Here is a 13,393-nt window from a genome sequence, read left to right as displayed (position 1 = left end):
CGGGCGGGGGCCAGCCCCGCCCCTGCATCGTTCTTCAGCCAATATTCCGCAAAGAAACACGTTAGCCACCCTGCTTGCCTACCTTTGCGCCGAAATGTCGCTGTCTAAGTCTGTTTTTCTTGTTTTACTGCTGGTGCTGCCGCTGCTGGGGTGGTCGCAGGCCCGGCCCGCCGCCAAGCCTGGTAGCGGCCAGCCTATTGAGCTGATTTCGGCCAACTCGCTGGAGGGAGGCACCTTTAATGGCGTCGAAATCCGCAAGCTGCTGGGCAACGTGAGCCTACGCCAGGGCACCACACTGCTCTACGCCGACTCGATGTACCAATACCTGGAGCGCAACGCCATTGAGGCGTTCAGCAACGTGCGCATTATCCAGAACGATACCATCACGATAACCGGCAACCGCGGCACCTACGACGGCGACACCCGCAAGGCCCGCATGGTGGGCAACGTAACGCTGCGCGACCCGCGCATGACCCTCACCACCCAACTGCTCGACTACGACCTGGCCAACAACCTGGCCTACTACAGTACCGGCGGCCACCTCCAAGACCCTAAAAACACGCTCGACAGCCAGTTCGGCTACTACAACACTGTCAGTAAAGTATTCAGCTTCAAGCGCAACGTGAAGCTGGTAACGCCCGAAAATACCATCGACACCGACACGCTGCAGTACAACACTGTAAGCAAGGTGGCGTACTTTTTCGGCCCCACGCGCATCAAGGGCAAAAACCAGAACCTGTACGCCGAAAACGGCACCTACAATACCGCTACCAAAGAGGCCAACTTCGGCCGCAACGCCAAAATAGAAACGCCGGAATACCTGCTGGGCGGCGACAAGCTGTTTTACAACGAGCTGACCGCGTACGGCGTGGCTACGGGCCGGGTGTCGATGATTTCCAAAAAGGACAACCTCGAAATACGGGGCGACGTGGGGCGCTACTGGCGGGCCCAGGGCCGCGCCAAGGTATACGGCAGCCGCCCCGTGATGCGCAACATTTCGGGCAAAGACACCCTCTACCTCACGGCCGATACGCTGGTCAGCATCGAAGGCAAGCCGCCGCTGAATAAGGGCGCCGTGATTTACGCCTATAAAAAGGCCCGGATTTTCCGCTCCGATTTGCAGGGCCGGGCCGACTCGCTGACCTATGACCGTCAGGATTCCATCATCTACCTCAGCCACGATCCGGTGCTGTGGACCAAGAAAAACCAGCTGACGGCCGACTCAATGGAAATCCGGCAGCGCCGGGGCAAAATCGACCAGATGCGGCTCTACGGCCACGCCTTCAGTATTGGGCTCGACACGATTGGCAACTACAATCAGGTAAAGGGCCGCACCATGGTGGCGTACTTCGGGGAGAAGGCCATAAAAAAAATTGACGTGGTTGGCAACGCCGAGAGCCTCTACTATGCTCTTGAGGGCGACACAGCCGTTTCGGGCGTCAACAAGTCGCTCTCGGCCACCATGGCCCTGCGCTTCGCCGACGACGAGCTACAAACCATCAGTTTCATCACCAACCCCGAAGCCAAGTTTATTCCACCCAACGAGCTCAAGCCTGAGGAAGCTAAACTCAAGGACTTCCGCTGGCGACCCGAAGACCGGCCCACGCGCCGCCAGACGCTGGGCAAGCACTTCGCTATACCCGTAAAGCCCAAAAAGAAACCTGCCCCAGCCCGCAAGCCGCCGGCCAAATCCAGTAAAAGGACACCGGCTAAGAAATAGCGGGTAGTTGGCAAAATAACGGTGTCAGGCTTCGACTCCGCTCAGCATGACATTCGATCATACAGGCAATTTATTACCAACTACTAATTCGTACCTTTGCGCCCTTATGCTGTCATTCCGTCCTGCTTTTTTTGTTCTGCTCCTCAGCACGCTGCTGTTGGGTTCCTGCTCCGGCTACCAGAAGCTGCTCAAGAGCACCGATGTGAACAAGAAGTACGAAGCTGCCATCCAGTACTACGAGAAGGAGGACTTTTTTAAGGCCGGTACGCTGCTCGAAGAGCTGATTCCGCTGCTCAGGGGGCGCCCCGAGGCCGAGAAGGCCCAGTTTTACTTTGCCAACACCAACTACCGCCAGCGTAACTACACGCTGGCAGCTTACTACTTCAAGACTTTCCACGACACGTATCCGAACTCGGAGTTTGCCCAGGAGGCGTACTTCATGCAGGCGAAGTCGTTGTTCAAAGATTCGCCCGAGTTCCAGCTCGACCAGACCAATACCTACACGGCCCTGGAAGTAATTCAGGAATTCCTGAACCGCTACCCCGAAAGCAAGTTCCGGACGGAGGTGGAGGGAATGTCGCAGGAGCTGCAGAAGAAGCTGGAGAACAAAGCCTTTCTGTCGGCCAAGCTCTACTACGACCTGCGCTATTATCAGTCGGCCGTTACGGCATTAACCAACTTTCAGCAGCAGTACCCGGCTTCGGCCTACGGCGAGCAGGCGGCTTTCCTCAAGCTCAGCGCCCAGTTCGACCTGGCTACCGAATCGGTAGCGGAGAAGCAGTTGGAGCGCTACAACGAAACGCTGGCGTTTTACCAGAGCTTCATCGACACCTTTCCGCAGAGCAAGCAGCTGAAAGACGCCGAGAAAATGTACGACAACGCCCGCGTTGCCGCCGACAAGCTGAAAGCGGCCGACACGGCTGCTGTTAAGTAAGGGCTTTCGCGCCCGGTATCACATAAGAACCTCGAAAACTCATCATATGAAGACGCCCAACAACACTTCCGCTTCCATCGTCACGCGCAACATGTCGGATTTTACCCCCGAAACCGGCAACGTGTACGAGAGCATTGCTATTATCTCGAAGCGCGCCAACCAGCTCTCCATCAAGCTGAAGGAGGAGTTGAACAGCAAGCTGGCCGAGTTTGCCACCACCGTCGACAACCTGGAGGAGGTGTTTGAAAACCGCGAGCAAATCGAGATTTCCAAGCATTACGAGCGCCTGCCCAAGCCCACTAACTTGGCTATCGAAGAATTCCTGGAAGGCAAGGTGTACCACAGCACGCCCGAGCAGGAAGCCGAGAAGAACGCGTAAGTTGGCCTTTCCGGCCGGCCGCAGCCTCCCCGCCACCCGGACCAACCCGGGCACGGGGAGGCTGCGGCGTGTAGGGCAATGCGTTGCCATGCTGCCAACCAGCCCTAACGCTGTATCGAAGATGAAGCTCTGCTACGCCAAAAGCCAGGTATGCCGCTAACAGGTCGAAATATTATACTGGGCGTAAGTGGCAGCATTGCCGCCTACAAAGCCGCACCACTGGTGCGCCTGCTGGTGAAGGCTGGGGCCGTAGTACGTGTGGTGCTGACGCCCGCCGCCACGGCTTTTGTTACGCCGCTCACGCTGGCCACGCTGTCTAAAAATCCGGTGCTGCAGGGCTTCCTCAAAGATGAGCGGGCCGGCGAATGGCACAACCATGTGGACCTTGGTCTGTGGGCCGATGCGCTGGTGGTGGCCCCGGCCTCGGCCAACACCTTAGCCCACCTCGCGCTGGGCCTCTGCGACACGCTGCTCGACGCGGTGTACCTATCGGCCCGCTGCCCCGTGTTTGTGGCCCCGGCCATGGACCTCGACATGTACCAGCACCCGGCCACGCAGGCCAACTTGGCGCGCCTGCGCAGCTACGGCAATACCGTGTGGGAGTCGCCGGCCGGCGAGCTGGCCAGTGGCCTCAGCGGCCCCGGCCGCATGCTGGAGCCCGAAGACATTGTGCGCGAGCTGGTGAAAGATTTACAGACTAAAAATTAAGAAGATGCGCGTTCTGATAACGGCCGGCCCGACTTACGAACCCCTCGACCCGGTGCGGTTTCTGGGTAACCACAGCACCGGCAAAATGGGCTACGCGCTGGCCGAAGCATTTGCCGAAACCGGGGCCGAAGTAGCCCTTATCAGTGGCCCCACCAGCCTGCCCGATCCGGCCAGCTCGCGCATCCTGACCACGCGGGTGCAGACGGCGGCCGAGATGTACGCGGCCGCTGCCGCCGCGGCGCGCCTGGCCGATGTGTGGGTGTTTGCCGCCGCAGTGGCCGATTACCGGCCGGCTGAGGTAGCCACCCAGAAGATCAAGAAAAGCGGCGAGCGGCTGACCCTGGAGCTGGTAAAAAACGTGGATATTGCCTTCGAGCTCGGAAAAATCAAGCGGGCCGAACAATTTTCGGTGGGCTTTGCGTTGGAAACGGAGGACGAGCAGGCCCACGCGCTGGGCAAGCTGGCCCGCAAGAATTTCGACCTGATTGTGCTCAACTCGTTGCGCGACGCCGGGGCCGGCTTCCGCTACGATACCAACCAGGTAACTTTGCTCGAAGCCGACGGCCGCGTAACAGCGTTCGGGCTGAAATCCAAAACCAGCGTCGCCCTCGATATTGTGGGCGTTGTACTCGACCGTTTAGCTGCCCGCCATGTCTAAGTTTCAGTTGCTGTTTTTGCTGCCGCTATTGGTGTTGCTGCGCCCCGCCCAGGCCCAAGAGCTGCAGGCCGAGGTAACCGTTTCGACCGAAAACGTGACGATTTCGGACCCGCAGCTGGTGCAGCAGCTGCGCAACGATATGCAGAACTTCCTCAACAGCCGGTCCTTTACCAACCGGGCGTACCGGCCCGAGGAGCGTATCCGCTGCCGGCTGTTCGTGGGCATCACCAAAATCCCGCAAAACGGCACCTACCAGGCTACGGTGCGCATTGTGAGCACCCGGCCGGTATACGGCACGGGTTACGAGAGCAATGTGCTGAGTTTCGCCGACCGGGGCTGGATTTTTAACTACTCACCCCAGAACCCGCTGGAGTACTCCGAGAATACCTTCGTTGGCAACCTCTCGTCGCTGCTGTCTTTTTACGCCTACATGATGATTGGGCTGGACCAGGATAGTTTTGCGTCGTTGAGTGGCGGGCCCTACTACGACCGGGCCCGGCAGATTCTGACCAACGCGGCCTCGCAGAATATTACCAACGAATCGGACCCCGGCTGGAAGGATGAGAACAGCGGCAACCGCTATTGGCTGCTCAACAACCTGCAGGACCCGCAGCTGCAGGCCTTCCGTAGCGGTATGTACGCCTACTACCGCCAGGGCCTCGACATCTTCATCACTCAGCCTGAGGAGGCCCGCACCAACATGTTCATGGCCCTGCAGGATGTGCAGAAGGCCGTGCAACGTCGCCCCGGCACGCTGTTCGCCCGCTCGTTCTTCCAGACCAAGGCCGACGAAATTTCCAACGTTTTCCGCACCAGTCCCGACCAGCAGCAAAAAACCAGCCTCGTGACGCTGCTCACCGAAACCGACCCCACCAACTCATCGAAGTACGAAACGATTCTGCGCCAGCCGTAATTTTGTTAGCTGTTAGCTGTTAGCTGTTAGCTGTTAGCTGTTAGCGCAGTAGGGGCGGGGACAAGCCCCGCCCCTACATCGTTCTAGCGAATAACTTCGCAACCTGAGTTAGGTATAAACTGAAAATTCGAGGGGGAAAAACAAGTAAGTTGAGCCGTAGGGGCTGATGCTGCCGCTTGTTGCGAAAATAACTAGCATCTGACTAACCGAACTAGTAACTTTGCTAATGCTGCTAGGCCTGGCCGTTTGATACGGGGCTGTAGCTGCACTTTAGTGGCCACGGTCGGCGCTCCGGCCCTCACGCTTTTTCGGTATGCTGGTTGACTTACGAATTCAGAATTACGCCCTTATTGAGAAGCTGGAGCTGAAACCTTCAGCGCTGCTCAACATTATCACCGGCGAAACGGGCGCCGGCAAGTCCATTATGCTGGGTGCTATTGGTCTGCTGCTCGGCAATCGCGCCGACTCGCGCATGCTGTTCGACACGAGCAAAAAGTGCGTGCTGGAAGGCCATTTCGACATCAGTAGCTACCAGCTGCGCGACATTTTCGAGGCTGAGGATGTGGACTACGACCAGCAGTGCATTCTGCGGCGCGAGCTGAGCCCCAATGGCAAGAGCCGGGCCTTCGTGAACGATACGCCCGTGACGCTGGAAACGCTACGCCACATTGGGGCCAACCTGATGGACATCCATTCGCAGCACGATACGCTGCTGCTCGGTGATGCCGTGTTTCAGCTGAATCTGTTGGATTTGTATGCCAACCTGGTGCCCACCCGCACCCAGTACAGTAGTGCTTTCCGCCAGTACCGCAAACTCGAAACCGACCTGCAGGCCCTCGAAAGCCAGGTGGCCCAGGCCAACAAGGAGCTCGATTACCACAGCTTTCTGCTGAGTGAGCTGGAAGAAGCCAGTCTGGACAATGAGCACCAGGATGAGCTGGAGCAGGAGGTGAAAGAGCTGGAGCACGCCGAGGAAATCAAGTACAAGCTCACCCACGCCCTGCAAAGCCTGAGCGACGGCGAATACTGCGCCACCGGGGCCCTGAAAGACGCCGTGGTGCTGCTAGGCCAGATTGCACCCTACTCGGAGCCCGTAAAGGACCTACGCCACCGCCTCGACAGCTGCCTGATTGAGCTGCGTGACATCACCGACGAAATCGAGCAGGTGGAGCGCCGTACCGAGGGCGACCCCGCCCGCATCGACGAGCTGCAGAGCCGCCTGAACGTGCTTTACAGCCTGCAGCGCAAGCATCAGGTGCGCGACGTGGTAGACCTGCTGGCCGTGCGCGCCGACCTGCGCGACAAGGTCAGCTCGGTGCTCAACCTCGACAAGCAGATCAGCCGCCTGCGCCGCGACGTGGAAACCACCCTGGCCACCGTGCAAAAGCAGGCCCTGCGCCTCTCCGAAGCCCGCCGCAAGACGTTTCCGAAGTTCGAGAAAGAGCTGGCTGCCCTGCTCACCGACTTGGGAATGCCCCACGCCCGCATCGTGGTCGGCCACGAGGCCGGCGCCCCCGCCGTTAGCGGCATTGATGTGGTGAGTATCCTGTTCACGGCCAACAAAGGCGCCGAGCCCCAGACACTGAGCAAGGCCGCTTCGGGCGGCGAATTCTCGCGCCTGATGCTGTGCATCAAGTACATGCTGGCCGATAAAACGGCGCTACCAACCATAGTATTCGACGAAATCGACACCGGCATCAGCGGCGAAATTGCCCTGAAAGTGGGTCGTATGATGCAGCAGATGGCCAAGAAGCACCAGCTCATTGCCATCAGCCACCTGCCCCAGATGGCCGCCGCCGGCGACGCGCACTACTTCGTGTACAAGGAAGACCGCGCCGACCGCACTGTGAGCCGCATCCGCCAGCTCAGCCAGGAGGAGCGCATCCACGAAATTGCCCAGATGATTTCCGGCGCCAACCCCACCATACACGCCACCCAGAGCGCCCGCGAGCTGTTGGCGTTGCGCGGCGTGGAAATGGCGGGGTAGGGGAGTAATCAGAACTGTCATGCTGAGCGGAGCGCAGCGGAGTCGAAGCATCTCTACCGCAATAGGTAAATCCAACGTCAGGATTACCGTTGCGGTAGAGATGCTTCGACTCCGCTGCGCTGCGCTCAGTATGACAGTTCCTTATTTTTTCGCCTTTTTTGTGGTTCCAATCTCAACCCAACTCACCTCCCTATATGGCCAGTAACCTGCTCGCGGGCAAAGTCGGCATCATTTCCGGCGCGCTCAATGAAGAATCCATTGCCTGGAAAGTGGCGCTGAAGTGCCACGCCGAAGGAGCCCGCTTTGTGCTCACCAACGCCCCGCTGGCCATGCGGATGGGCGAAATCAACAAGCTCTCGGAGCAGTGCAACGCGCCCATCATCCCGGCCGATGCCACCTCGATGGAAGACCTGGAAAACTTGTTTTCGGGTGCCCAGGAGCAACTCGGCGGCAAGCTCGATTTCGTGCTGCACAGCATTGGCATGAGCGCCAACATCCGCAAAGGCAAGCACTACGGCGAGCTGAACTACGAGTGGTACCAGAAGACGCTCGACGTGTCGGCCCTCTCGTTTCATAAGATGCTGGCCGTGGCCGAGAAGCAGGACGCCTTCAACGAGTGGGGCTCGGCTGTCGCCCTGAGCTACATTGCCGCCCAGCGTGCCTTCCTTGATTACACCGACATGTCGCAGGCCAAGGCCATGCTCGAAAGCATTGCTCGCAGCTATGGCCAGCGCCTCGGCAAGCTCAAGAAAGTGCGTGTGAACACCATCTCGCAGTCGCCCACCAAAACCACGGCTGGCACCGGCATCAGTGGTTTCGACGCGTTCTATGAGTACGCCAACCGCCTTTCACCGCTGGGCAACGCCCCGGCCGAAGCCTGCGCCGACTACGTGGTGAGCCTGTTCTCGGACCTGACCCGCTACGTAACCATGCAGAACCTGATGCACGACGGCGGCTTCAGCACCACCGGCATCTCGGAGGAAATCGTGGAACTGGTAACGGCTGCTAAGCAGTAATCCGGCTCTTTTTCTCGAAGAACGACAACGCCCGGCCAATATGGTCGGGCGTTGTGGCGTTTTAGGAGGCGCAGAAGCGAACGGATGGCCGGTTCGTGGGTCAGGCTGCCAGGTAAGTTTCCATTACTTCTCGGGTGAGGGCCGGGGCGCTTACATGTGGGCAATGGCCGCTAACGGGCAGCGTAACCAGTTCGGAGGCTGGCAGGGTGGCCTGCAGGAAATCACCTACTTCTAAGGGCGCAACAAGGTCGCGGGCGCACTGAATGAACAGGCACGGAACCTTGCAAAGGCTTACATCGGGGCGGTTATCGGAAAGGAAAATGACGCGGGCGAAGCGCTTGGCAATGGTCGGATCATTCTGGCACAGGCTATGGAGCAGCTCCTCGGCCAGCGAAGGTTGGTCGGGGTTGCCCATTACAAACGGGGCGAAAGTATCGACCCAGCCCATGAAATCCTGATCCATAAAGGCCAGCATCTGCTTCATGTCCTGCTGGTCGAAGCCGCCATGATAATTCGTTTCGTTCAGGTAGTAGGGCGAAAGGCACAGCAGCTGTAGTTGGCGAAAATACTCCGGGGCCTTAATGGCGGCCAGCATCCCGATCATGGCTCCTACGGAGTGGCCGATCAGGGTGACGTCGGTCAGGTTGAGCTCCTGGCAAATGTCGAGCAGGTCCTGGGCATACCCCTGCAGCGAGCCATGTTTGTCCGGGTCATAGGCCGAGGACTCGGATAGACCGGCGCCAACATGATCGAAGAGGACCAACTGAAAACGGGAAGAAAAACTGGGCGTAATAAAACGCCAGATGCTCTGGTCGCAGCCAAAGCCATTAACAAAAAGTAGCGTTCGGGACCCGGAGCCCATTATATGGACATTATTACGTTTGAGCGGGCTAGTCATCGGGCTAAAGGATTTAGATAAATAAGACAATAAAATATGTATTATAGATAATGAATGTTCGCCACAATAGCAAGTAGACTGACCGATAAGTCTTGCCTCCGGTGGTATAAGCAATAGCGCCAGCGGGCAATACTGCTTCGACGCGTTCTACGGGTACGCCGACCGCCTTTCGCCGCTGGGCAACGCCCCGGCCGAAGCCTGCGCCGACTACATGGTGAGCCTGTTCTCGGACCTGACCCGCTACGTGACCATGCAGAACCTGATGCACGACGGCGGCTTCAACACCACCGGCATCTCGGAGGAAATCGTGGAGCTGGTAACGGCTGCTAACTCGTAGGCAATACCACTTTACCCAAAAATGCCATGCCCGACCAATTTGGCCGGGCATAGAAACTGTTTAGGAAGTGCCAGAAATCAGTTAGGACGTCATGCTGAGCGAAGTCGAAGCATCTCTACCGCTTAGTTGTGGTTGTTTAACGAAGCGGTAGAGATGCTTCGACTTCGCTCAGCATGACGTTCTTTTGACTTTCTAAACAGCTTCATAGTCTTTTTGGGTAAAGCACAAATGAAGTAAGCAGCTACTTCTGACTGTTAGGCTCAATGGCGGAAGCCGGCCGATTTTTTTGCCAGAGTACATAGCTTTTCAATATTTCGGCGGCGTGTTCGGGATTTAGCTTAGCGCCTTTGAGCTGTTTAGCTAACAACGGGTGGTCGCCTACATGGGACAGCATAAACTGCCGGAATTCGCGCGGTTTAGTCGGTACTATAACAGGGGCTTGTGTGCCTTTTGCTAGTAGCACGTAGCTTTTGGATACGGCCATTCCAGGTCGGAAATACACGTAATTCGTTAATGCATACCCACCACCCAGGTACATCTGCTGAGCATAACCAGCGTCGATCCGTCCTTGAGGAATCGTAATATCGCGCACGGTAATAAATGTGTCGGTGCCCGCTACAAACCGGTGTACTTCAGCCGGTGAAAACCACTGAGGGTCTTGTTTCTTTTTATCCAGCTCAAGTACAAGTAGCATACCGTAGTTGATAAGCCATTTACCTGATTTCCATTCGCCGTTCGTGCGTTGATAGCTTCCCTTTCGGTACTCAACAGGAGTACCGCTTCGGTCTGCATTAAGTAGCATAATGATTGGTACAATCTGCGCTTGAGCGAGTGAACTTAAGCCGATGCTCGACAACATTAGGAGTGTAAGCAAGCAGCAAAAGCAGCGAGAAACAAAGTTCATTATAAGTACTAGTTAACAGCCCAAGCAAACCGCATCAGGCTGCTATCAGCTGCCGATTCCATCTTGCAATATATGAACGCAGGCACCTTAATGATACCAAGATGACAAGTGCGCGTCTGGTGGAAGGGTAGCGTGCCGTTGAAGGAGCTGGGTGAACAGATGAAGCAGGGTGCCATCAACCCAAAGCCTGCACAAAGTGACGATATGGGAGGTACCTAAAAATTTACCTGGGCCTGTAGGCGTAGCAGGCCGCCGCGCTGCCGGTTATCGGGTTTCTGAAAATCTTCGAAGCGGCGGTCGGAAAGCGTGTACATCGTTACCAGTTCGAAGCTGGGGAACGGTGCCCACTCAAGCCCCAGCTCGGCCTCGCGCACCGTGTAGCTGCGGGCGTCGCGTTCGTGCTTTTTGCCGCCATCATAGTACTGCACGCGCAGAAACGGATAGAATTGCTGCTGCTTATAGCGCAGGCGGTAGTTGAGCATTACATAGCCGCCGTGCAGGCCGCGGGTTTCGATGCTGTCGGTGCGCGGGTTGAACTCGGGGCCGCGGCCCACATTGTATTCGGCCTGCAGGCCGAAAGGCTGGGGGTACACGATGAACGAGGCAGCCACGCGCTGGTCGGGGTAACGGAAATCGGGCAGGGTTTTCACTCCGCTGGAAAGCTGGTCTTTGTTCAGCACATACTCGCCGGTGTAAGCCTGCAGGCCGGGCTCGATGATGTGCTGGCCGATTTCGAGCGGATACGTAACGCGGGCCACCACATGGCGCTGGTTGTTGAGCTCGGGGCGGTTGGCGGTTTGGCCATTAAATACGCCCAGGCCTACCACGCCGTAGTCGCCGGAGCCCTTCAGGCCTTCCTTCACCAGCCGGCTGAACCGCTTGCGTACGGCAGTGGGTGCCCAGTACAGGAATGCGCCCAAATCCCGCTCGTTGGAAAAGGCACTGTTGATGCCATCGTTGCGGTCGAGCGGCAGCCGGTTCTGGCTCGACTGCATGTTTTCGAAGCCAAACGGAATCTTGCTCTGGCCCAGCCGCACCCGGAACTGGCTGGCTTTATCCAGCCCGATGTCCATGTAGGCATCGCGCAGCAGCGTGGCATTGAGGGAAGAACTGCCGCTGAGGGTGCTGGCAAAATCGGGCTGGATGTAGAAATAGATTCGCTCGTGCAACTGGCCGAAGAAAATGATGCGGATCCGGCGCAGGGAAATTCCACCATCGCGCCCCCACGACTTGTCGCACTGCTCGCAGGAAAGGTCGGGGTTGGTTTCCAGTAGCCGGTTGTAGCGGGCCTGCACGTAGCCCCGCACCGAAACCGCCTGGTACCATTTGGGGGTGGGCGCCGGTTCGGAGGAAGCCGAATCGGCGGTTTGAGCGTTGGCGTAGCCCGCTGCCAGCAGCAAGGCAATGGGTAGCAATTTGGTCATGCATTGGTAATGTTGACACAAAATGCGGGATTAATTATTACCTAAATGTGGCTTAGACGTTACGAAAATGTTACCAAGGCCCAATATGCCCCATACCGAGCGTGAGCCGGGTGAAAAACTGTTGCCCAAGGGCGTGTTCCTTAGGTGCGCGGCCCTATCGCCGCCGCAAATCCCATGTAGCCAGGTATATATAGAAGCAGCTTGATGCTCAGGGCTGGCCGGTCTGGTTCTGCTTGGGTTCAAGAAGAGAAAAACTACCCATGGCCCAGACCAAAACGCCGCCCTACCGCTGCCGCAGGTACAGCAGCGTCGACAGACCCGAGGGGCCGTACTTGTCGTTGATGAGGAAATAACCGCCTTTGTAAGCCGCCAGGCCCTCCCAGTTGTAGGTCTGGTATTCGGCGGGCAGCTCCAGCAGCGGCTTCCATTTAATGCGGTTGCGCCGGTAGCGCAGGCTGATGAGGCGGCTGTAGTGCTGGTAGGCGCCGGTGCTGTCCTGAATCAGGCGGGCGTTGGAATCGGGCGGGGCCATGCGGTACACGATATCGGAAGCGCCATTGAAGAAGTAGTTGATGGCCGTGAAGCGCCGGCTACCGTTGGGCACCATATCCGTTACGCGGAAGGGCAGCGGAGGCAGCGCGATACTTCGGGGGCTGCGGTGGCGCAGGGCCAGGGCGTGGTTGCCGCGGGGCAAATAGTTGTATTCGAACAGCAACAGTAGCTCGCGGTGGCGGTAGCTGGCCAGGGCCTCGAAACCTGCGTTGAAGGCCGGAGTGCCATTGGGCAGCAACGGTTTCGGCAGGGCCACGAGGTAGCTGCTGTCGAGCCGGATGACGTTTTGGGCTTCATCCAGCACGCCCCGCACGAGGTAGCAGTTGGGGGCCGCGGTAACCGTTTCGACGGAGAAATAGGCTGTGTCGCGGAGCATGGCCATACCCTCCAACCCCTCATAAATTGCGCCGGCGCTATCAATCCGGGCCCGGGCGTCGGCAAGGCCCCGGATGGCATATTTGCGGAAGGGCAGCTCACCAACCTGGCCGGCCAGCTGCTGGTCGAGGTCGGAGAGGGCCAGGCCGTACACTTTCGCTTCGGCCTGCTCCTGCAGGCGGCTCTCTGACATAAGCAGCAACTGGCCGCGATACGTGCAGAGCCCGGAGAACTGGTTTTCGCGCTCGGCCAGCTCGGCGGGCAGCTGAATAGTGTGCGTCGGCAGCCGGGGAGCTGGTTGGGCGTAGATGCCAGTGGCGGGCAGCAGAGCTGGCAGGAGAGTAGAGAAAGTAAAAAGCCAGTTCATTTAGCAGTACCGCGTGGAAAAGGGTGTTTTTAGTCTCCTGCCCGGGCGGTGGCAACGAAGCTGTTTAGAAATTCAAAAGAACGTCATGCTTCATCTGGCGTCCGCGCAGCCGAAGCATGACGTTCTGATTGATTCCGGGTACTTCCTAAACAGCTTCAAAGGTAAGCAGCCTGTTGTGTTGTATGCAGGCGCGCATATTATCTAGCTCGGCATTGAGGATA

At 57.9% G+C, this 13,393-nt stretch carries 12 protein-coding genes and 1 pseudogene; 9 read left to right on the top strand and 4 right to left on the bottom strand.

Annotated elements, in window-relative coordinates; all coding sequences use genetic code 11:
• The first annotated feature begins 94 nt into the window (after positions 1-94).
• The 8 genes from HW554_RS04985 (at position 95) to HW554_RS04950 (ending at position 8,315) form a co-directional block, all read left to right on the top strand.
• Positions 95-1,720, top strand: coding sequence for an OstA-like protein (locus HW554_RS04985; protein WP_176907371.1), 1,626 nt, complete (start codon positions 95-97; stop codon positions 1,718-1,720).
• A 106-nt stretch (positions 1,721-1,826) separates the two neighbouring features.
• Complete coding sequence (locus HW554_RS04980) at positions 1,827-2,654, top strand: outer membrane protein assembly factor BamD (protein ID WP_176907369.1); 828 nt, start codon at positions 1,827-1,829, stop codon at positions 2,652-2,654.
• Positions 2,655-2,700: 46 nt separating this feature from the next.
• Positions 2,701-3,033, top strand: a complete 333-nt coding sequence (locus HW554_RS04975) for a DNA-directed RNA polymerase subunit omega (RefSeq protein WP_176907367.1) — start codon at positions 2,701-2,703, stop codon at positions 3,031-3,033.
• A gap of 150 nt (positions 3,034-3,183) precedes the next feature.
• Positions 3,184-3,741 carry a flavoprotein gene (locus tag HW554_RS20935; protein ID WP_176907365.1) on the top strand — a complete coding sequence of 186 codons (558 nt, stop codon included), beginning with the start codon at positions 3,184-3,186 and terminating at the stop codon, positions 3,739-3,741.
• A gap of 4 nt (positions 3,742-3,745) precedes the next feature.
• Positions 3,746-4,399: a phosphopantothenoylcysteine decarboxylase domain-containing protein gene (locus HW554_RS20930; protein WP_176907363.1), complete on the top strand. Its 654-nt coding sequence runs from the start codon at positions 3,746-3,748 to the stop codon at positions 4,397-4,399.
• Complete coding sequence (gene porD, locus HW554_RS04960) at positions 4,392-5,312, top strand: type IX secretion system protein PorD (RefSeq protein WP_176907361.1); 921 nt, start codon at positions 4,392-4,394, stop codon at positions 5,310-5,312. The genes HW554_RS20930 and porD overlap by 8 nt, the downstream gene beginning before the upstream one ends.
• 313 nt (positions 5,313-5,625) lie before the next feature.
• Positions 5,626-7,299, top strand: coding sequence for a DNA repair protein RecN (recN, locus tag HW554_RS04955; RefSeq protein ID WP_176907359.1), 1,674 nt, complete (start codon positions 5,626-5,628; stop codon positions 7,297-7,299).
• A 194-nt stretch (positions 7,300-7,493) separates the two neighbouring features.
• Positions 7,494-8,315 (top strand): enoyl-ACP reductase FabI, encoded by an 822-nt coding sequence (locus HW554_RS04950; RefSeq protein WP_176907357.1) that lies wholly within the window; start codon positions 7,494-7,496, stop codon positions 8,313-8,315.
• Between the two features lie 100 nt (positions 8,316-8,415).
• On the opposite strand, the gene HW554_RS04945 is transcribed toward HW554_RS04950, so the two are convergent.
• A complete protein-coding gene (locus HW554_RS04945; protein ID WP_246285108.1) occupies positions 8,416-9,177 on the bottom strand; it encodes an alpha/beta fold hydrolase in 762 nt (253 codons plus the stop codon).
• 157 nt (positions 9,178-9,334) lie between these two features.
• Between HW554_RS04945 and HW554_RS04940 the strand changes: the two are divergent.
• Positions 9,335-9,550 (top strand): annotated as a pseudogene (locus tag HW554_RS04940) (SDR family oxidoreductase); the annotation flags it as partial.
• Positions 9,551-9,791: 241 nt separating this feature from the next.
• On the opposite strand, the gene HW554_RS04935 reads toward HW554_RS04940, so the two are convergent.
• The 3 genes from HW554_RS04935 to HW554_RS04925 form a co-directional block, all read right to left on the bottom strand.
• The gene (locus HW554_RS04935) at positions 9,792-10,454 is read right to left on the bottom strand and encodes a hypothetical protein (protein ID WP_176907354.1); all 663 of its coding nucleotides are present in this window, start codon (positions 10,452-10,454) and stop codon (positions 9,792-9,794) included.
• A gap of 215 nt (positions 10,455-10,669) precedes the next feature.
• The gene (locus HW554_RS04930; RefSeq protein ID WP_176907352.1) at positions 10,670-11,878 is read right to left on the bottom strand and encodes a porin; all 1,209 of its coding nucleotides are present in this window, start codon (positions 11,876-11,878) and stop codon (positions 10,670-10,672) included.
• A 283-nt stretch (positions 11,879-12,161) separates the two neighbouring features.
• Complete coding sequence (locus HW554_RS04925) at positions 12,162-13,172, bottom strand: hypothetical protein (protein ID WP_176907350.1); 1,011 nt, start codon at positions 13,170-13,172, stop codon at positions 12,162-12,164.
• Between the last annotated feature and the right edge of the window lie 221 nt (positions 13,173-13,393).

Origin of the sequence: Hymenobacter lapidiphilus, from assembly GCF_013377885.1 — a bacterium.
GTDB classification, from domain to species: domain Bacteria; phylum Bacteroidota; class Bacteroidia; order Cytophagales; family Hymenobacteraceae; genus Hymenobacter; species Hymenobacter lapidiphilus.
Note: the sequence above shows the minus strand (reverse complement) of the source record. Positions and strands in the feature narration are given on the sequence as shown.